Source organism: Xanthomonas sp. WHRI 8932A, assembly GCF_035012785.1.
In the GTDB taxonomy this organism is placed as follows: Bacteria; Pseudomonadota; Gammaproteobacteria; order Xanthomonadales; family Xanthomonadaceae; genus Xanthomonas.
Genome location: NZ_JAYGQQ010000011.1, coordinates 121,778 through 140,352 on the forward strand (window position 1 = coordinate 121,778; position 18,575 = coordinate 140,352).

Sequence of the window (18,575 nt, forward strand, 5' to 3'; positions counted from 1 at the left end):
TGTCGTCGTGTGATTCCAACGGTTGATGCGTGGGCAGCTGCAAACCCAAAGCAGCGAGCAACGTGGTACATCGATCGAAACCCGCAAACAGCGTGTGGCTGGACTACAGCCACACGCTGCGCGACAGGTTGCCTAGAAGCGATGGTTCACGGTGAACTCCAAGCGTCGATCCGGGCCGTATAGCCACTGCGTTTCGGTGTAGTACGCGGTGGTGAAGTACGCCTTATCGAACAGGTTATAGATGCGTGCCGTCAGTGCCGTGTCCTGACGCACCTGCCAGCGTAGCGATACATCGGTGGCGGTGTAGCCGGGTAGTGCCAGCGCGTTGGCGGTATCGGCATAGCGCGTGCCCACATAACGCAGGCCCGCGGCGGCTGTCCAATCGGGCTGAAAGTTCCAGCTGAGCCATGCATTGGCGAGCCGTGCGGCGACATTGGGCGGGACGTTGCCTGCCCGCGAGATGGCAACTGCAGGGGCACCGGTGGCCTCGGTGAAGTCGTCGTAGCGGGCGCGTAATGCGGTTGCGTTGAGATCCAGTTGCCAGCCGTTGTGGGTGGCGAGCGAGAGCGCTGCTTCGATGCCGCGCGTGCTTTGTGCACCGACCTGCACGCGCAGATCGGGGTCGATGGGGTCGCGGGTGAGTAAGTCGGATTTGCGGATGTGATACGCGGCCAGCGTCCATTCGCCGCGTCCTTGCGCAAATGCCTGTTTCAGGCCCACCTCGGTTTGCCGGCCTTGCGACATCGCAAAGCGGCTGTTGGCCGGGCTGAGCATCAGCAAGCCGCCGACCGGGTCTGCGGCGCGCGCATATTGCGCGTACAGCGCCAAGCCGGGCTGCAGATCGTAGACCGTGCCGATACGCCAGCCAACGTTGGAAAACGTGGTGCTGAAGGCCTGCGTACCGGCGACAAGGTTCTGCCGATCGAGCGTGGTGTGGTCATAGCGCATCCCGCCGTGCACCGACCAGGCCGTGCTCAGTGCGAGCCGGTTTTCCAGGAACAACGCGTACTGCCGGGCACTGTTGCGATACCGGGGAATGGTGGGAATGTCGCTGCTGAAACGCCCGGGCACCGGTGCGTACGGGTCCACCGGACCGGCGCTGCCGACATAGGTGTTGTTGGTGTGCTGAAAGCGGCTGTCATTGGCATCGACACCGAACGAGAACGTGTTGTCGAACCCTCCCACGCGTCCTCGCACGACGCTATTGGCGGTAAGCCCGGTCTGTTGTTGGTCGTGACCGATGGCCGTGTTGTCGGAGCGGTCGATCAAGCGCGTGGCGGAGTCGTAAAGATAGGCTTCGGCGTTGCGCCAATCGCGCTGACTGTCGATGTGGTACAGGCGCATGGTGAGCGTGAGTGCGGCGGTGGGCGTCCACACCGTATCCAGCTGGGTCCACTGGTCGCGGAAGCGGATGACGCCATCGCCGATGTTGTAATTCTTATGGCGCAGCGCGGGTAGCTGGCGTCCATCCACCAGTGGCGTGCCGAAGTAGCGCATCGGGGTCTGATAGCCGTAGGCGTAACGCAGGGTGGTGTGCAAGGTGGGGGCGATCTGCCAGCGCAGTGCGCCGGAAAAAGTGGCATCTGCGGCGCGGCCACGGTCTACCCAACCGCCGGTGGTATTGCCGCTGACATCCATGCGGTAGGACAGGGCATCGGTCAGGCCACCGCCGCTGCCGAAGGCCAGGCGTGCGGTGTCCTGGGTCCCGAGAGTGGCCTGGATGTCGTTTTGAATGGCACCGGCGCTCGGCATTTTCGGGATGATGTTGACGACGCCGCCAATGGCGCCATCGCCATAGATCACCGAGGCCGGCCCACGCAGGACTTCGATGCGTTCGATGGACCAGGTGTCGAATGGAAAAGTGACGCCCACGCCGCCGTATTGGCGCAGGCCGTCATATAGGCGCATGACCGATGCGCTGTCGGTAAAGCCGCGGGTGGAGAGCGCGCTCAGCCCGTTGCCTGGATGCGCCATGGCACTGATGGCACCGGCGCGGGTAATGGCGTCGGTGATGTTGCTGTCGCCGCGTGCATCGAGTTGATCGCGGGTGATGACGTCCAGGCTGGCCGGTGTCTGGAACGGGCTAAGCCCCAGCGACGTGCCGGTCGATGCAGGTGTGTCGCGCACGGCTTGGTCCTGGCTGACGAAGATGGTGGACAGCGTGTTGGGCGTGTCCTGTGCGATTGCATAGAACGCAGTGCAGAGCAGTGGCGCGGCCATGGCGCTGCGCAGCGCCATGGAAAGGCGGTGCGGGTGGGGCAGGTCGGTGTGCATGGACATATCCAGGCAAGCGGCTCCCGTGACGGGTGCCGGTATCGAATAAGAAACAGGTGCGCGAGTGCTGCCACCTGTGCTGGAGCCCGTGTGCAACACAAGGCAGCCAGGCACCGCGGTGGTGTGGTCGGACGCGCGGGGCAGCGACACGTGGACGGCGACGAGTGCCGCCGATGCCATCCCTGTCGGTTGGACGTTTAAGCGCTGGCCGGCGGCCCGCGTGGAGCGTGCGCGTAGCGGAATCGCCCGGTATCGATCGGCAGCGTATCGGGCGAGGCGAACACCGGCGGAGCGGGCGCAGCAAGCGGCAACCATACGGCAAGTAGCACCGGCAGCATGCGCGCCGCCAGTGCGCAGTAATCGCATGCATCGTGTTGCTGGGTGTGGTCGCTGCCGATTGGCGCGCCGCCCCGTGCGTGTGCAGTGGGTGTGGCCGCTTCGGTAATCGCCGCAACTGCTGTCTCGCCGTGGTGGCAAAGCTCGCTGACGATGGGAGGTGCGACGGCAGCCGCCTGCGCCAAGCGTGAGACAACCGGTGCTACGGCCATCAGCATGGCAGCCATGATGGCTAACCAGGCAAATGTGCGTAGAGGTGTCCGCCGCCGTCTCATACTGCAGATTCTATGTCAGCTGTGCGCACGCGATGCGGCAAGGCGATGCGTCGGCGGCATTTGGCGTGCTGGTGACGATTCTGCTTTGTGCCGCGGTCGCCCGTGCTTACCGCGCCGAGTATCTGTTCGGTTGTGTGCTGGGCATGACCTTCGTGTTCGACGCGGTGTTGCCATGCATCGTGTTCGTGGTGATTGCAACACTCTCTGCCGTTGCGCATTTCATGCTGTGGCCGGCGCTACTGTAGGGCGTCGGCAAAGTGCGCGTGCGCCAGCCCCAGGTCTGATCCTGCGTCGGCATGCAGGGCTCTACGGGTGAGCGCCCTCAGGCCACCGCCGATGCGTACCGAACCCTGCCGCACGGGCTGCTCATCCCGTCGCGCGGCTTGTCGTCGAATATACGGTTCGTATACGATGTGTATATTCAAAGCCGGGAGCCACCATGGGCATCGTCAATATCGATGACGACCTGCACGATCAACTGCGGCGCGCGTGTACCGTCACCAGCCGGTCGATCAATGCGCAGGCCACTTTCTGGATCAAGGTCGGCATGTTGTGCGAGATGCATCCGGAATCCTCGTTCCAGGACATCGTGGCGCAGGAGCTGCGCGCGGCGGGAGTGCGGCCGCAAGCCTTGAAGCCGCCCGCGGCAAAACCAGGGCGCGCATGATCAAGTCGCCGGATGAGATCGCACTGATGGCGATCTCCGGGCAGCTGCTTGCGCAGGTGTTTCATGCGCTGGATCGGCTGCCGCTGGAAGGGCGCAGCACGTTGGAGCTCAATGCCTTTGTCGAGCGCATGATTGTGGATGCGCTGGACGCACGGCCTGCAAGCAAGGGGCAGTACGGGTTCGAATTCGTGCTCAACGCGTCGATCGACGATGTGGTTTGCCACGGTGAGCCGTCGGCCGACGATGTGCTGCGCAGCGGGCAGATCGTCAATCTGGATATCACGCTGGAAAAGAACGGTTTTATTGCGGATTCCAGTACCACGTATCTGGTGGGCGAGGTTGCCTATCCGGCGCGGCGGCTGGTGCAGACCGCCTATCAGGCGATGTGGAAAGGCATCGCTGTGGTACGGCCCGGTGCGCGCCTGGGCGATATCGGGCAGGCCATTGCGCGGCATGCGCGCGATCACGGCTATAGCGTGGTCAAGGAGTACTGCGGGCATGGCATCGGGCGCGAGATGCACGAAGAACCGCAGATCCTGCATCACGGCCACGCAGGAACCGGCCTGACGCTGCAGGAAGGCATGGTGTTCACCATCGAGCCGATGATCAATCAGGGCCGCGCAGCGATCCGTTCGCAGCCTGACCAGTGGCCGGTGTACACCCGCGATGGCAAGTTGTCGGCGCAGTTCGAGCACACGGTGGCGGTGACGCGTACCGGCGTGCGTGTGCTCACGCTGCGGCCCGACGAAAAGCCGCTGTGCCCGGTGGAGTGATGCACCGCAACGCGTGGCGCGCGGCGGCTGTCATTCTGGCGATGCGCGCCTGGACCCGTCGGGGAAGCGTGGGATGAGCGGAGTGGTGTTGGTCTGCAGTAGCGTCTGTACGGTTGTTTCCACACCGATAAACCGTCTGCGTTGCAGCAGATAGACCACCATGAGCAGCGCCAAGAACATCAGCGTTACGCCTGGCTTGATGATGACTGCGGGAACCAGAATCCCAGCCACGATATACACCATGGTCCAGTTGCAGTAGCCGGTGATAGTGATTTCGCGGTGCCTGCGGTCGACCGCGATGTGCCCGCGCATGATCGGTGGGTACATCGGGCCGATGATCACCAGAAACGTCTCGCGAAACGCGTAGACATGCTCGGACAACGGATGGAATCTCAGTTCCGGCCAGCGCGACTGATCGAGCGCATGTTCCACCTGCGCCAATGAAAAACAGTCCAGTGCCTGACGGCTTGCCGGAATCCGGCGCCGGAACACCGGCAATCCCCATCCGAAGTACATGCGGTTCCAGCTGATCGACAGAACGCCTTCGATCGCGATCACTACCAGCAGCAGGTTGAACATCGAGGCTCCTTATCGTGTATCGGCTACTGCTGCGGGGTATGGCGAGGGACTGCAGTCACTCGGTGCCACCGCCGACTGTAGCAACCCCGCATGTGGCACAGGCCATCGCGCATCCAGCGCGCAGCATTCAGGGGCGCTGTGGCTGCCAGATTGCGTCAGGTCAGCGAAGCTGATGCACACTAAGAGCGGCAAAAATGTAGCGAGTCGCCGTCAGGTGGGTGTGGACGGCGCACGCAGAACTGCAGTGTACGAGTGATACATGCCGATTCCGAGCAACCACCACACCCGCTCGGCGGCTGCGCAGTCGTTTTGTTAACCACTCTAATTTTCACGGTTGAGGTCGCTACTGGCGACGTGCCGATCCAGCGAACCCCTGGTGCCATGCAGCCACAGTCTCACAATATCTTTCCTGCGCAGTCGTCCACTGCCGCGCAGCTGCGCCGACCCGTCGAGTGGTTGCGCCGGCAGTTGCGTGCCAACGACCTGTGGTTTATCGGGCTGGCTGCGCTGGTGGGATTGGTCGCTGCCGCATTGATGGTGCTGCAGGCCGGGATCGCGCACGCGTTGCAGGCCTGGTTGTACGGGTTGGGGCCGGATGCGCGGCTCAGCACGGCAACCTCGATCACGCCCACGCAATTGCTGGTGCTGCCGCTGGGCGGGCTGCTGGTGGGCCTGGTGGCGTTGATGGCGCGACGGCGCAAGCGGCCGCTGGTGGATGCGGTGGAAGCCAATGCGCTGCACGGCGGGCGCATGTCGATGCGCGATAACCTGATCGTTGCGGTGCAGACCTTTTTGTCCAACGGCTTCGGCGCATCGGTCGGGTTGGAGGCGGCGTATACGCAAATGGGATCCGGGGCCGGCTCGCAGCTCGGTCGCATCCTGCGGGTGCGCCGCGCGGACATGCGCACTCTGGTCGGTGCCGGTGCGGCGGGTGCCATTGCCGGCGCCTTCGGTGCGCCGCTGGCGGGTGCGTTCTACGCGTTCGAGATCGTGATCGGCGCCTACACGCCATCGGCGTTGGCACCGGTGGCAGCTGCGGCATTGGCCGGCGCGTTCATGGCCAGCGCGCTGGGCGCAGCGCCGTATTCGTTACCGGCGGCGGTGGCGTACCAGTTGCAGCCACGCGACTACGCGATCTACGTTGCGCTGGGGTTGGTGTGCGCGTTGATCGGCATCGCCGTGATGCGCCTGGTGGCCGGCATCGAACGCAGCGTGGGGCGCATCAATCTGCCGCTATGGGGCCGCCCGGTCATCGGCGGGTTGCTGCTGATTCCATTGGCGATGTACTCGCCACAGGTGTTGTCCTCCGGCCACGGCGCGTTGCACCTGGATATGACCAGCAGCACCACCTTGCAGGTACTGGCCACGCTGTTGGTGCTCAAGTGCATTGCTTCCGGCATTTCGCTGGGTTTCGGCTTCCGTGGCGGCTTGTTCTTTGCGTCCCTGTTCATGGGCTCGTTGGTCGGCAGCCTGTTCGCAGTGGCCGTGAACCTGTTGGTAGGCGCGGCAGTGGTAGACGCGACCAGCGCCGCGTTGGTCGGTATGGCCGCACTGGCGGCGGCGATCGTGGGTGCACCGATGACCATGGCGATGCTGATCCTGGAGGGCACGCACGACTTTGTGCTGGCCAGCGCGGTGATGGCGGCAGTGCTGGTGGCCAATACGGTAGTGCGTCAGGTGTTTGGTTATTCGTTCTCGACCTGGCGGCTGCATCTGCGTGGCGAAAACATCCGCAGCGCACGCGACGTGGGCTGGGTCCGCAATCTGTCGGCCGGCAAGATGATGCGCAAGGACGCCAACCACACCGCGCACGACATCAGCGTTGGCGAGTTTCGGCGGCGTTTTCCGCTGGGCTCTACCCAGCGCGTGGTGCTGGAAGATGCGGCCGGGCACTATGCCGGCGTGGTGCCGCTGGCGGTGCTGTATGCCGACAACGTGCAACCGGATGCGCCGGTCAGCGACTACGCCAGACATCGCGATGCGGCGTTGCTGGCAGACACCGACATCGTGGCGATCATGAAGGTCTTCGATGCGACGCAGGCCGACGAGCTGGCGGTGATCGATACCGACCGCCGGGTGCTGGGCGTGTTGTCCGAAGGCTTCGTGCGCAAGCGCTACGCCGAAGAGCTGGAAAAGCGCGAGCGCGAGTTGATGGGCGAACGGGCCAGCGGCGACGACTGACGCCATGGGACGAACCCGGTGCGCTCGCGTGAGTGCTGGATTGCGTCGACCAGTGCTGCGATGCGCGGCATCTACGACCACGCGACACGCGCCGGCCAGTGCGTGCACCGCGACGCGCGTGCGCCTACGCCTACGCGGGTGTCACTACACGGCAGCTGGCGAGTTGGCTCGTTCGCTGGCTATCGCGGCTGTGTCTGATGGGTGTGGCGCAAGCGCATGCGCAGCCATCAACGCGGTGAGCCGGCGGTGGCAGTCGCGCAGGGCAAGTGCGGAGGCCGGCATGTTGCAGGCGTCAAAGGTGTGCGCTTCCGCCTTCCAGGCGGCGAGCAGGTCTTCCAGGTCACAGAGCAGGCTCGGCATGGGGAGGTTCTCCGATGGGCGTTCTGTACCTACGGCTGCTGACAGCGGACGGATGCAAGACCGTTGTGTTGCAGGCTGACTCGGTTATTTAACAGCGGCTAACGACACGACTGCGCTCAACGCCAGGAGGCGTTGCCGGTGCTCGCTACGGTATAGATATGCGTACACGCCGGTTCTGAGCGTGCCGTCCACATCCCCCTGACGACTGCTCGCAACGTTTTGTCAGCGGCTCTAAAGCCACAGCGCGGTGAGCCGCCCCAACGTGGTGACATCGCAATCGATATCGGCCGTGTGCCCCTCCGGCTTCTCGCGCCCGCCCACCGTTGTGTGCAGGGAAGCGCCGGCGCCTTCGCCGGCCCGCGCTAACGCTGCACGCCGCTCATGCCGCCGTGCGCAAGCCACACGTGCGCGTCACGGTGTCGGGAGGAGGGTGGCTGTACGGCTTTCTGCTACAGGAGACGCGCATGCGCACTCAAGAGAACGATAACGTCCGGATCGACGATCCCAGCCCGCCCGCCGGGATCAAGGCGCCCGGCAAGAACGATGATCTGCTGCAGGATGGCCCCGCGCAGGACAGCGAGATCGATGACGACGACAACATCGATGGCGATCGCGACGAAGACCAATAGGTCTGGGCGGGTGGTGCTGCACGGCGTGGTGCTGCACCGCGTCGTGCACACGTGCAGCGGGGGCGTGATCGATGAGAAGCACTACTTTGCTGATGTCGCCGCCCGCTGTTGCGGATGCATCTTGCTGCGATGGTCCAGACGCCGCCATCGGCCTCTCGCCGTCTGTGGCGCCCCGCTGGCATCCCCAGTGCAGCATGGGACGCGGATACGGCAACCGCCATGTGCGCATCGAGCTCACTCGTAAGCACGCAGCGTCCGACCTACACTGCACAGCCTTCCAGACTGTTGAGTGCCATGGAAACGTTGCCGCCATTACCGACAATCGCACTGGGCGAGTATCGCCACTTCAAGGGCGGTCGCTACGAGGTGCTGGGTGTTGTGCGCAGCAGTGAAACCCTGGAGCCGCTGGTGCTGTATCGGCCGCTGGACAGCGAAATCGGCCTGTGGGTGCGGCCGTACGCGATGTTCATGCAACAGGTGGACGTGGATGGCGTGATGCGTCCGCGCTTTGCGCCGGTGGCGTGATCGGCGTGTGCCGTGATGCGGTAGCTTGCATGTGCCCGATAAGGCAGCCGTGAGCACGGCCAAAGCGCCGCTCACCACGCCCGACGGGCGCTACCTGATCGTACGTGGCCGGTTGTGGCGCACATCCGATCCACAGCTGAGCGCAGCGGTGCGCGCGAGGTTGGTCGCCGAGCTGATGGATGCACGTCGTGCGGTCAAGGCAGCCAAGCGTCACGACGACGCGCAGCAGCTGGCGCGCGCACGCGCCGAGGTCGATGCCGCCAAGATCGCCTTGGGAGAGCGCGGCCCGGTATGGTGGACAGACGGTGCCGACGACCTCACTCGGCATTTGGTCAAGAACACGCCATATGCGGACTGGTTTGATGGTCTCGACGCCGCGCACTAGCGTGCACGCGGCAACATGCTACAGAGAGTGATCGCCAACAGAGGCGACGAAACCGCAGCGATGGCAGTGCCGCACAGCACTGCGCACATCCGCGTGGTACAACCTCGCAAGAACCTGTCGGCTCAGTACGCAAGCTGCCACACGCACAGCCGCGACCAGTTGCAACGACCCAGCTCGATGCCGCCGGGCTGGGCCGTTGCTGCCTGCGTAGGCGACTCAGCCCAGGTCGCAGTTGCTCGGCTGCGGCCAGGTGGTGGCGGGCAGCATCGCCTTGACGGCGGCCGGTGCGGTGATGCCGATGGTGCTGGCACCGTATAGGTCTTCAAGCTCGTCGATGCTGACGATGTAGCTGTCCAGCGAACCCAGATTGGCGCTGTTGGGAATCAGCCAGCTGATGGCGCGCGTGCCGCCGCCGGGGTTGGCGGTGATGATGGTCTTCCAGAAGAAATCCGGTGTGCGAATGCCGTGGCTGCTCAGAAAATAGTCGTTGCTGGTGTCGCTATAGATCACCCCGCCGTAGACCTGCACGCTGGCGATATCGCGGTAGCACTCGGCCACGTTCTCTGCGCGCACCCAGATGCCCTGATTGAAGCTGGACACCTGCGGCACGATGTTGGACATCAGATTGGCGCGACGGATGTAGGTCGCGTTGTAATCCATGTGGTTGGAGGTCACCAGGTGGCCGCGGTCGTAGCCGCTGCGCACGCTGGCATACGACGCCGCAGTGGTCTGTCCGCCGCAACCGCTGGGCAGCTCGGTGTCCAGATTGAAACTGGATGGACGCGCGGCCGATCCGGTGTCGGCTTGCAGTACGTATTCGTAGCGCAGCGCGGTGTGGTTGGTGCAGTCGTAGCGCAGCGTGTAACCGCCCTTGTTGAGGGTGACGACTTGTGCCTGGGCTGCGGCACTGAAACCGGTGAGTAGCAGAACGGCAAGCAGGGTCCTGAAGCGCATGGGAGTGAATCTCCTAGGAATCGTTCGGACGCACAACGCCACCGCCGATTGCTCATTGAGCAGATCGACGTTCAGCGGAAAGTGCGCTGGTCGGGGGACAGGTTGGCTCGGTCTTTAGCGAGCACAACAGCTATCGCATGCAAATGTTTCTCGTTGGTGACGTAAGCGTGAGGAATGTGCACTTGCACCATTTTTTTCGATGAAGGTGCGATAGAGATCACACATTTCCGTGCATACATCGCGCACGCGATAAGCCTTCGGTTATGCCTGGAGCACCTGCAGACGCGACTGGATCACACTTCACACTTCACACAGCGCACCGACAAGCACGCCGCGATTGACGTCTGGGTAGCTACGGACGCCGAGAGTCGGCAGTGGCGTCCGTACCCTCTGGTGCGTGGACACGATCGGTTTCCACACCGCGAAGGTCATCGACGCACCAAGTACGCGCGCTTCGCCTGGCAACGGCGCCGCATCACCACATCGTCGCGCCGGCGGACACAAAAAACCCCCCTTCCGCAGTCCGTGCGAAAGAGGGGCATTTGCGCGTGTCGTGAGACACGCCGTTCGAGTGGTCGATGCGCTATGCGACGTTTCTTTCCAGGTGCTGTCCGCTTGCAGGCTCCAGCTGGAACTGCGTCAACGTGCCGGACTGCTTTTCCATCGCGCGTGCTGCGGCCATGGCTTTTTCCACCAGTCGATCAACGGCACTCATCCGTTTTCGCCAGTACCGCTGCGGCCATCAACCGAGCGCGATTGCTGCAGATCCGACCGCAGCGCGCGTTGGACGAGCTTACTGACCGGAAGTCGGCAACTTGACCACCACCTTGATCTCGAAGCGGAAGCCGGCCAGCCAGGTCACACCGACGGCGGTGACGGCGGGGTAGGGCGCCGGGCCCCAGTAGCTGGCCCAGCGGTCCCACGCCGCATCGAACACGATCTCGGGGTTCACCATGAACCAGGTGACATCGACCACGTCCTGCGATGTGCAGCCGGCGGCGCTGAGGATGGCATCGAGATTGGCGAACGCACGCGCAATCTCTGCGTCCAGCTCCGGCTCGGGCGAGCCGTCGTCGCGGCTGCCGACCTGGCCGGCGACGAACATCAAGCCATCGGCACGCACCGCGGGCGAATACCGATGACGCTCGTACAGCGCGTGGCGGCCTTGCGGAAAAACAACGTCACGTGTGGCCATGGAACTCTCCTTCAAAGTGCGACAGAACGGACGCCCACCCTAAGCGCCTGGTCGCGCGCGATAAATCCGTAGCCTTGAGCAACACTGTTTGTAGAATCCAACTAATCTTGGCGCAGGAGTGGCGATGGATCGGTTTGATGCGATGCAGGCGTTTGCGCGTGTGGTTGAGGCCGGCAGTTTCACCAAGGCGGCAGACACGCTGGAGATGAGCCGGGCCAGCGTGACGCATCTGGTGCAGCAACTCGAAGCGCGGTTGCGGGTGACGCTGCTCAACCGCACCACCCGCAGGGTGCACGTGACCGCCGACGGCGCCGCCTATTACGAGCGCGTGGTACGCCTGTTGGCGGACATGGACGATGCCGAAACCAGCTTGTCCGATGCATCGACGCTACCGCGCGGACGCTTGCGTGTGGATGTGCCCAGCCCGTTTGCACGCTTGATCCTGATGCCGGCGGTGCCGGCGTTTCATGCGCGCTATCCGGATATCCAGCTGGATATGGGCGTCAGCGACCGGCGCGTGGATCTGATCGGCGAGAACGTGGATTGCGTGGTGCGCGGCGGCACCATCGCCGATCAGTCGTTGATCGCGCGGCGGGTGGGTGATCTGCAGACCGGCGTGTATGCAGCGCCGAGTTATCTGCAACGGCTGGGCACGCCTGCGCATCCTTCGGAACTGGAAAACACCCGCCACCGCTGCGTCGGTTTCATGCGCTGGGGCACCACCACCACCGTGCCCTACGCGATGCAGCGTGGCGAGGAAGCAGTGACCGTACACGGCCGGCATGTCGTTGCCGCCGACGACGGCAATGCCTATCTCGCCGCCGGGCTGGCCGGCATGGGCGTGTTGTGGCTGCCGGTGTATATGGCCGCCGCACACGTGGCCAACGGCGAGCTGGTACCGGTGTTCGAAGACTGGCAGCTGGAGCCGATGCCCTTGTCGATCGCGTTTGCGCCCAATCGCCACGTCAGCGCCAAACTGCGGGTGTTCATCGATTGGGTGATCGAGCTGATGGCCGCGCATGTGCATGTGGCGCGCCCGAGGTTGCGTTAAGTCGCGCGTGATGCGTTCGGTTTACGCAAGAGCGATGGCGCGGGGCAGGCGCTGCCTCATGTCTCATGAAATATTGGGCGGGGCCTCCGAACTGGCGGGTCTGATGCAGGTGCCGCTGGTTTATGCGTTCAAGCTCACTTCCTACGACTGACGTTCCGTCTCAACAGTCGACATGTCGAGGCGATGATTTGACCTCATCTGCAACTTGCACACAGCGACGCAGGCCCGGACGCACGCGCCCCATCGTGAGAACACGCACGCACCGTAGAGACGCAATCGTGCGCTGCGCACGACGCAGCCAGTTCAACGCACGACCAATCCCATTGTCTTACTCTGCCAGTTCGCGTCGGACCGGATAACGCCAGCCGCTGATCGCCGCGAACGGCGATCGCGCGTAGATCCATTGCAGGCGTGCATCGCCATCGGCGCGGAATCCGGTATCACTGGCGAGCTTGCGTTCGAATTCGGCGCGCAGTGCGGCGTCGTGTTGCAGCAGCCCTTCGGTGAAAGTCACCAGCTCGGTGCCATACAACCCGCTGTCGGGACTGCCGGCATTGCGGAAGCGCCCACTGACCAGTAGCGAATCGCTGCTCTGCGGTTCGAGCAATGCAGCGGCCAACATGCGCATCGGTTGATCGGCTGGCACGCGAACGCTCCCCGCCGGGAAGGTTTCTTCCACGCGGCTTGGATGCGGTTGTTGCGTGTCGGTGTCCTTGAGGATGCGGATCTGCTGCACCATGCGTGTGCGTGGCTGCGACAGACGCTCGTGGCGGATGCCGTGGGCCTTGAGCAGGTCCACCACGTCGTCGTTGCCCGGTGGAATCCACCACGCCAGTGGATACTGCACCGCCTGCGTTTGCCGGTAGCCAATCACCGGCATCGTCCAAGTTTCATCGCGGCCTTCCCAGCGCAGCTCCTGGCGACCGGAAACCGGCGACAGCGCACGGGTATAGCTCACTCCCTTGAACGGTACCTGCGCTATCGGCTGCGGCAGGCGTTCCCATGCCACCATCAACTCCTGCGGCCGCGCCGCGCGATCTGCCTGCTTGGCTGCCGCGATGGTGTGCGCATCCCGGCCAACCAACTGCAGCGCCGCTTCCAGCAGCACGTAATCGCCGAGCACGCGTTGCCGATACGACTTCAGGTGGTGATTTTCCACCAGCACGGTGGGAATGCCGGCGAAGTCACCGTAGCCGGTGGAGTAGCGCGGGCCTTCCGGCGCGTGGCGCAGCCCGGAGCGCGGGTTGTCCTTGTCGACCAGGCTGGGGTAGATGGCGGGGGAGTGGCCTAGCTTGCGCAGTGCGTCGCTGACCACCGGCGTGAAGCGCTGCTGCAGCCAGTCGGCGGTGGCACGTGAGCGCGCGTAGGTACCCCAACCGGCGTAGGTAAAGGTGATGTCATATTGATGATCCAGCCCATCGCTGACGTGCAGATCCAGATACAACGCCGGGTCGAGTGCGTGCAGCAGCGCCACCATCGCACGCGTTTCCGGCGCTTCCAGCGCGAGATAGTCGCGATTGAGGTTGAGGCCGCGCGTGGTGCTGTTCCAGCCCATCTGTTGCGGGCCACGCAGTGCTGCACCAATCAGCGGGCCGCGCTGTTCGTGGCCGTCGATATTGAGGATCGGCACGAAGACAAAATCCACATCGTCGAGCAGGTGGTCCTTGCCGCGCTGTGCGATATCGCGCAGCAGCATCAATCCCGCGTCCTTGCCGTCGATCTCGCCGCCATGGATGCCGGCCTGCGCCAACACCACCGGCTTCCCGGGCTTGCCCTTGTGCGCACGGACCAGCAGCAACTCGCGCCCTTCGCCCGTTTTGCCGAACACTTCCAGCGTCAACACCGGCGAGGCGGCGACCAGGCGCTCCAGCCATTCGCGCGTCTGCGCATAGCTGGGCGTGCTCGCAAAATCGCTGCGTTCCACCGGAGTGCGCCACGGATCGCCTGGCCCGGCAATCAATGCTTCGCTTGCACCCTGCCACGCGCGCACCGGCGGTAGCAGCGCGGTGGTATCGATGGGCTGCGCGCCGAGCTGTGCGGCACTGAATAGCGCTGCGACCAGGACGGTGGCGGAGGCAGCGTTGATGCGGCGCGTAGCGCGATTGACCGCAGGGCACGTGCTCGGTTGCGATGCCCGTGCGTCGAACAAAGGAGGATGCACAGCGGTCGTACGTGGATCGGGGCTCATGTGGGGCGTCGTGATTCCGTTGGTAGAGGCTGCAGTGATGACGCGCGAGACGGGTGTAGCGGTCTGCGCAAGGACATTGGGCTCGATGGACAGCGGCTGTCCTGATCAAGCGTGTCGGCCTTGACCAAGCGCGTTGCATGGCGGCTATGACGATGCCTGGAAATGCGAGCGCAGCGCGGTGCTGTTTGCGTAATATTGTAACAAATATGTCGGCGCCCTCAAGGCAGCGGCACTGCAGCTGGAATCTCACGGACGGCATATCCGACTCACTTTGCGAGCACGCACGCACAACAGATTCCCCCGAAGCAATCACAGCCAAGCTCCCTCTGCACTGGGAGAAGGTCAGTGGTAAGAGGCCGTCGGCCAGCAGACAATCGCTCGCAGATAAGCGCTTTGAGCGCCGCTATCGCAAAGCCCCAACGCTGCAATAAGCCCGCTCATGCAACGCTTGTTACGCGTGACGCCGAACCATCCTCAAATAAGGTTGCCGACATGCGCGTCAACGCAGTCCAGCAGCCACAAACTCAAGTAATCTGAGCTATGTGATAACGTATCACTTTGCTCGCCCACCCCACGCCATGCTCCCAAACCTGCAGCCAAACGCCGCGATTTCCATCCACGATCTGCACGTCGCCTATGCCGGGCGCGCGGTGGTGAAAGGGCTGAATCTGCACATCGCGCCTGGCAGCGTGTACGCGCTGCTCGGCGGCAACGGCGCCGGCAAATCCTCCACGCTGTCGGCGCTGCTGGGCTTCGTCAAACCCGTCTCCGGCAGCGTGCGGGTAGACGGCATCGACCCGGTCGCCGCGCCTGGCAAGGCACGCGCGCGGTTGGCGTATCTGCCGGAAAACGTCGCGCTCTACGAGCATCTGAGCGCGCTGGAAAATGCCGACTACTTGCTTGCGCTCGCCGGGCAGCGCTGCAGCCAGGCCGACATCGGCCAGGCGTTCGCGGCCGCAGGCTTGCAACGCGAAGCCTGGAGCCAGCGCCTGGCTGGGTTTTCCAAAGGCATGCGCCAGAAGGTGGCGATTGCCGTGGCCACGCTGCGGCAGGTGCCGGTGCTGTTGCTGGATGAGCCGACCTCCGGTCTGGACCCGCGCGCCATTGCCGACTTCAACCATCTGGTCAGCGGCGTGCGCGAGCGCGGCGGCGCGGTGCTGATGGTCACGCACGATCTGCTGGGTGCTGTGGACGTGGCCGACCGGATTGGATTTCTCGAAGACGGCCGCATCGTCGAAGACCTCGGCGCCGGCGACAGCGGCTTCGATGTGCGCACCTTGCACGCACGCTTTGCACGGCCGCAGGAACGCGCTGCATGAGCGTGCATGCATGAGTCCTGTGTGGTTGGTCGCGCGCGAAGAGCTGCGTTTCATGGCCCGCAATCGCTCCGCCGCCATCGGCGTAGTGTTGCTGATGCTGCTGACCTTGGTGGCGGCTTTGACCGCCGCGCATCACCAGCGTGAGGTCACCGAATTCCGTGCGCGTCAGCAACAGGCCGCGCAGCAGGCCTTCGACGCGCAGCCGGACCGTCACCCACATCGGGTGGTGCATTACGGTCATTTCATCTATCGCCCGTTGCCGGCACTGGCCGCGTTCGATTCGGGCGTGGATGCCTTCACCGGCAACAGCATGTTTCTGGAAGGCCATCGTCAGAACACCGCCAACTTTGGCGATGTGCGTCAGAGCTCGCTGCTGGTGCGCTTCGGTCAACTGACACCGGCCTTCGTGCTGCAGGTGCTGGCACCGTTGATGCTGGTGTTTCTGGGGTATGGCGCGGTGGCCCGCGAACAGGAGACCGGCACGCTGCGCGTGTTGCTGCTGCAGGGCGCCACGCGCCGGCAACTGCTTGGCGGCAAATATCTCGCGCTGGCCGCCGTGGCCGGCGTCTGTCTGTTGCCGGCCTTGGTCGGCCTGATACCGATCGCGTTGTTGCCGGGCCAGGCGGTGCTGGTCGCGCTGCTGGTGCTGGCCTATGGCGTGTATCTGCTGGTGTGGTGTGGCTTGGTGTTGGCGGTGTCGATGCTGTGCCGGCGCGGCCGCGATGCGCTGCTGGTGTCGCTGGCGTTGTGGGTGTGGCTGGCCCTGCTGGTGCCGCGCGTGGCGCCGGATGTGGCCAGTGCGGCGTACCGGCTGCCCACACGGTTGGAAACCGATGTGGCGATCCAGCGCGACCTGCGCACGCTCGGCGACAGCCACAACCCGGACGACCCGCACTTTGCGCAGTTCAAACAACAGGTGCTGGCGCGTTACGGCGTGCAACGGGTGGAAGACCTGCCGGTCAATTACAAAGGGTTGCTGGCACTGGAAGGCGAGCGGCTCACCGCCAGCCTGTTCGAACGCTACGCGGCGCGCGATGCACGCATCCAGCAGCAGCAGAACCTGCTGGTGCGCACGTTTGCCTTGCTGAGCCCGACGGTAGCGTTGCGCGAGATTTCGATGACTCTGGCGGAAACCGATCTGCGTGCGCACGAACGCTTTCTCGTACAGGCCGAGCGGTACCGTTACACGCTGGTGCAACAGCTCAATCAGCTGCAGGCCGATGCAGTGAGCATTGCCGACGACACCGCGCAGGATGCCGGTGCCGATCAACGCAAGCGCATTGCGTCGGCGCATTGGCAGCGCATTCCGGTCTTTACCTTTACCCCGGCGTCCAATGCCGACGTCGTAGGCGCGGCAGGTGCTCCGCTGGGTCTGATCGCGGCGTGGATGCTGGCCGTCTTGTGCATATTGCTGGCCGCCGGGCGGCGCGTGGGAGTGGCACGCTGATGGTGCTGTGGAAATACGAAGCGTTGTTGTTGCTACGCGCACGCGCGGCCGTGGCCGGGTTGCTGCTGCTCACCCTGCTGACGGTGTGCAGCCTGCTCTCCGGGCAGCACGTCATCGACGCGCAACGCGCCAACATCGCACGCATCGCAGCGCTGCAACAGGAAGACAGCGCGGCAGTGGAAGCGTATGTCGCGCGCTCCAACGATGCCGGCAGCGCGGCGTACTACAGTTTCCACCCGACCTGGGACACGCCATCGCCATTGGCCTTCGCCGCAGTGGGCATGCGCGATGTGGCGCCGTACATCTTGCGGATACGCGCGCTGGGTCTGGAAGCGCAGATTTATGATGGCGACAGTTATAACCCCGAGCTGGCGCTGGCCGGGCGTTTCGATTACGCCTTTGTACTGGTGTTTCTGTTACCGCTGTTCGTGATCGCGTTGCTGTTCGATCTGCGCTCCGGCGAGCGCGAGGCCGGGCGTGCGCGCATGTTGGCGGCATTGCCAGGCGCGGGCACCGCCTTGCTGGTGCGCCGCGTGGTGGTGCGTGCGGTGGCGGTGCTGGCCTGTTTGTGCGTGCCGTTCGCAATCGCTGCAAGTCTCAATGCGGTGCCGCTGCTGCAGCAACTGGCAATACTGGCGCTGACCTGCGCCTATCTGCTGTTCTGGGTGCTGCTGGCGGTGGTGGTGGGTCGCATCCGTTGGCGGCCGGCCGCGCATGCGACAGCGCTGGCCACCTGTTGGGTGGTGCTGGCGCTGGTGGCGCCGGCCTTGGCGCATGTGGCGATCAATCAGGCAGTACCGGTCAATCAGGGCACCGAAATTGCGCGGCTGCAACGCGAGGCGGTGAACCATGCCTGGGATATTCCACGCCAGGCCACGTTGCAGCGGTTCTACGCAGGCAATCCGCAGTGGGCGGATTCGCCGCCGTTGACCGATGCGTTTCACTACAAGTGGTATTTCGCCTTCCACGAAAACGGCGATCAGCAGGTCGCCCCGCAGGTCGCCGCCTATCGGCAGGGCTTGCTGCGCCGCGAAGCGCTCGCGCGGCGCGTGGCCAGTGTGTTGCCGCCGGTGGCAGTGCAGGCCGCGCTCACGCGCTTGGCGCACACCGATCTGCAGGCGCAGCTGGCCTATCAGGATCGCATTCGCGCCTATCACCAGGCATTGCGTACGTTCTATTACGGGTACCTGTTCCGCGACCGGCCGTTTACACGCGACGACTTCCCGCGTGCGCCGCGTTTCGATGCTGCCGTCAAGCCTGCGCCGCAGGGCAGCTAAGCGCGGCTAACGAAACAACTGCGCCTACCGCCAGGCAGGCGCGGCTGGTGCTCGGTGCGGCATGCGCCACTCGCAGGCTCTGCTTCTGAGTATGCGGTCCACACTCACCGGACGATGGCCCGATCAGTTTTTTAACCGCTCCCAGTAGTCGCCAGGACGT

General features: G+C 64.2%; 19 protein-coding genes and 2 other RNA genes. 12 read left to right on the forward strand and 9 right to left on the reverse strand.

Annotated features, from left to right (window positions below):
- Nucleotides 1-132 precede the first annotated feature (132 nt).
- Nucleotides 133-2,280, reverse strand: coding sequence for a TonB-dependent receptor (locus VC212_RS18215; protein ID WP_323515054.1), 2,148 nt, complete (start codon nt 2,278-2,280; stop codon nt 133-135).
- Nucleotides 2,281-2,471: 191 nt separating this feature from the next.
- Entirely contained in the window at nt 2,472-2,885 is a 414-nt protein-coding gene (locus tag VC212_RS18220; RefSeq protein WP_323515053.1) for a DUF2946 domain-containing protein, read from the reverse strand.
- Between VC212_RS18220 and VC212_RS18225 the strand changes: the two genes are divergently transcribed.
- The 3 genes from VC212_RS18225 to map all read left to right on the forward strand — a co-directional run bounded on the left by VC212_RS18225 (nt 2,867) and on the right by map (nt 4,325).
- Entirely contained in the window at nt 2,867-3,130 is a 264-nt protein-coding gene (locus VC212_RS18225) for a hypothetical protein (RefSeq protein ID WP_323515052.1), read from the forward strand. The two genes, VC212_RS18220 and VC212_RS18225, sit on opposite strands and share 19 nt — an antisense overlap.
- A 194-nt stretch (nt 3,131-3,324) precedes the next feature.
- On the forward strand, nt 3,325-3,552 hold the full coding sequence (locus VC212_RS18230; RefSeq protein WP_055847742.1) for a ParD-like family protein: 228 nt from the start codon (nt 3,325-3,327) through the stop codon (nt 3,550-3,552).
- Nucleotides 3,549-4,325 carry a type I methionyl aminopeptidase gene (gene map / locus VC212_RS18235; RefSeq protein WP_323515050.1) on the forward strand — a complete coding sequence of 259 codons (777 nt, stop codon included), beginning with the start codon at nt 3,549-3,551 and terminating at the stop codon, nt 4,323-4,325. The genes VC212_RS18230 and map overlap by 4 nt, the downstream gene beginning before the upstream one ends.
- A 30-nt stretch (nt 4,326-4,355) precedes the next feature.
- Here map and VC212_RS18240 read toward each other — a convergent pair whose 3' ends face one another.
- Both VC212_RS18240 and VC212_RS18245 read right to left on the reverse strand, forming a co-directional pair.
- Nucleotides 4,356-4,904, reverse strand: coding sequence for a hypothetical protein (locus VC212_RS18240; RefSeq protein WP_323515049.1), 549 nt, complete (start codon nt 4,902-4,904; stop codon nt 4,356-4,358).
- A gap of 187 nt (nt 4,905-5,091) precedes the next feature.
- Nucleotides 5,092-5,165, reverse strand: a non-coding RNA gene (locus VC212_RS18245) — sX9 sRNA.
- Between the two features lie 120 nt (nt 5,166-5,285).
- On the opposite strand from VC212_RS18245, the gene VC212_RS18250 reads away from it, so the two are divergent.
- A complete protein-coding gene (locus tag VC212_RS18250; RefSeq protein WP_323515048.1) occupies nt 5,286-7,085 on the forward strand; it encodes a chloride channel protein in 1,800 nt (599 codons plus the stop codon).
- 144 nt (nt 7,086-7,229) lie between these two features.
- Here VC212_RS18250 and VC212_RS18255 read toward each other — a convergent pair whose 3' ends face one another.
- Complete coding sequence (locus VC212_RS18255; protein WP_323515046.1) at nt 7,230-7,445, reverse strand: hypothetical protein; 216 nt, start codon at nt 7,443-7,445, stop codon at nt 7,230-7,232.
- 158 nt (nt 7,446-7,603) lie between these two features.
- On the opposite strand from VC212_RS18255, the gene VC212_RS18260 reads away from it, so the two are divergent.
- The 4 genes from VC212_RS18260 (at nt 7,604) to VC212_RS18275 (ending at nt 8,984) form a co-directional block, all read left to right on the forward strand.
- Nucleotides 7,604-7,673, forward strand: a non-coding RNA gene (locus tag VC212_RS18260) — sX9 sRNA.
- A 236-nt stretch (nt 7,674-7,909) separates the two neighbouring features.
- The gene (locus VC212_RS18265) at nt 7,910-8,074 is read left to right on the forward strand and encodes a hypothetical protein (protein WP_323515044.1); all 165 of its coding nucleotides are present in this window, start codon (nt 7,910-7,912) and stop codon (nt 8,072-8,074) included.
- A gap of 294 nt (nt 8,075-8,368) precedes the next feature.
- On the forward strand, nt 8,369-8,599 hold the full coding sequence (locus VC212_RS18270; RefSeq protein ID WP_055847756.1) for a DUF1653 domain-containing protein: 231 nt from the start codon (nt 8,369-8,371) through the stop codon (nt 8,597-8,599).
- A 49-nt stretch (nt 8,600-8,648) separates the two neighbouring features.
- On the forward strand, nt 8,649-8,984 hold the full coding sequence (locus VC212_RS18275; protein WP_115529022.1) for a hypothetical protein: 336 nt from the start codon (nt 8,649-8,651) through the stop codon (nt 8,982-8,984).
- Between the two features lie 216 nt (nt 8,985-9,200).
- Here the strand turns inward: VC212_RS18275 and VC212_RS18280 are convergent, their stop codons facing one another.
- From VC212_RS18280 to VC212_RS18290, 3 genes are all read right to left on the reverse strand, one after another.
- Nucleotides 9,201-9,938, reverse strand: coding sequence for a DNA/RNA non-specific endonuclease (locus tag VC212_RS18280; protein ID WP_323515043.1), 738 nt, complete (start codon nt 9,936-9,938; stop codon nt 9,201-9,203).
- A 583-nt stretch (nt 9,939-10,521) separates the two neighbouring features.
- On the reverse strand, nt 10,522-10,653 hold the full coding sequence (locus VC212_RS18285; protein WP_323515108.1) for a hypothetical protein: 132 nt from the start codon (nt 10,651-10,653) through the stop codon (nt 10,522-10,524).
- A 78-nt stretch (nt 10,654-10,731) separates the two neighbouring features.
- A complete protein-coding gene (locus VC212_RS18290) occupies nt 10,732-11,133 on the reverse strand; it encodes a Rid family hydrolase (protein ID WP_323515042.1) in 402 nt (133 codons plus the stop codon).
- A gap of 124 nt (nt 11,134-11,257) precedes the next feature.
- On the opposite strand from VC212_RS18290, the gene VC212_RS18295 reads away from it, so the two are divergent.
- Complete coding sequence (locus tag VC212_RS18295; RefSeq protein ID WP_323515041.1) at nt 11,258-12,184, forward strand: LysR substrate-binding domain-containing protein; 927 nt, start codon at nt 11,258-11,260, stop codon at nt 12,182-12,184.
- A gap of 328 nt (nt 12,185-12,512) precedes the next feature.
- Here VC212_RS18295 and VC212_RS18300 read toward each other — a convergent pair whose 3' ends face one another.
- Nucleotides 12,513-14,372, reverse strand: coding sequence for a M14 family metallopeptidase (locus VC212_RS18300; RefSeq protein ID WP_323515040.1), 1,860 nt, complete (start codon nt 14,370-14,372; stop codon nt 12,513-12,515).
- A 578-nt stretch (nt 14,373-14,950) separates the two neighbouring features.
- Between VC212_RS18300 and VC212_RS18305 the strand changes: the two genes are divergently transcribed.
- From VC212_RS18305 to VC212_RS18315, 3 genes are read left to right on the forward strand one after another with little or no spacing between them, the layout of a single operon-like run.
- A complete protein-coding gene (locus VC212_RS18305; protein ID WP_323515039.1) occupies nt 14,951-15,691 on the forward strand; it encodes an ABC transporter ATP-binding protein in 741 nt (246 codons plus the stop codon).
- A 10-nt stretch (nt 15,692-15,701) separates the two neighbouring features.
- Nucleotides 15,702-17,138, forward strand: coding sequence for a DUF3526 domain-containing protein (locus tag VC212_RS18310; RefSeq protein WP_323515038.1), 1,437 nt, complete (start codon nt 15,702-15,704; stop codon nt 17,136-17,138).
- Nucleotides 17,138-18,415 (forward strand): DUF3526 domain-containing protein, encoded by a 1,278-nt coding sequence (locus VC212_RS18315; RefSeq protein WP_323515036.1) that lies wholly within the window; start codon nt 17,138-17,140, stop codon nt 18,413-18,415. The genes VC212_RS18310 and VC212_RS18315 overlap by 1 nt, the downstream gene beginning before the upstream one ends.
- Nucleotides 18,416-18,575 lie beyond the last annotated feature (160 nt).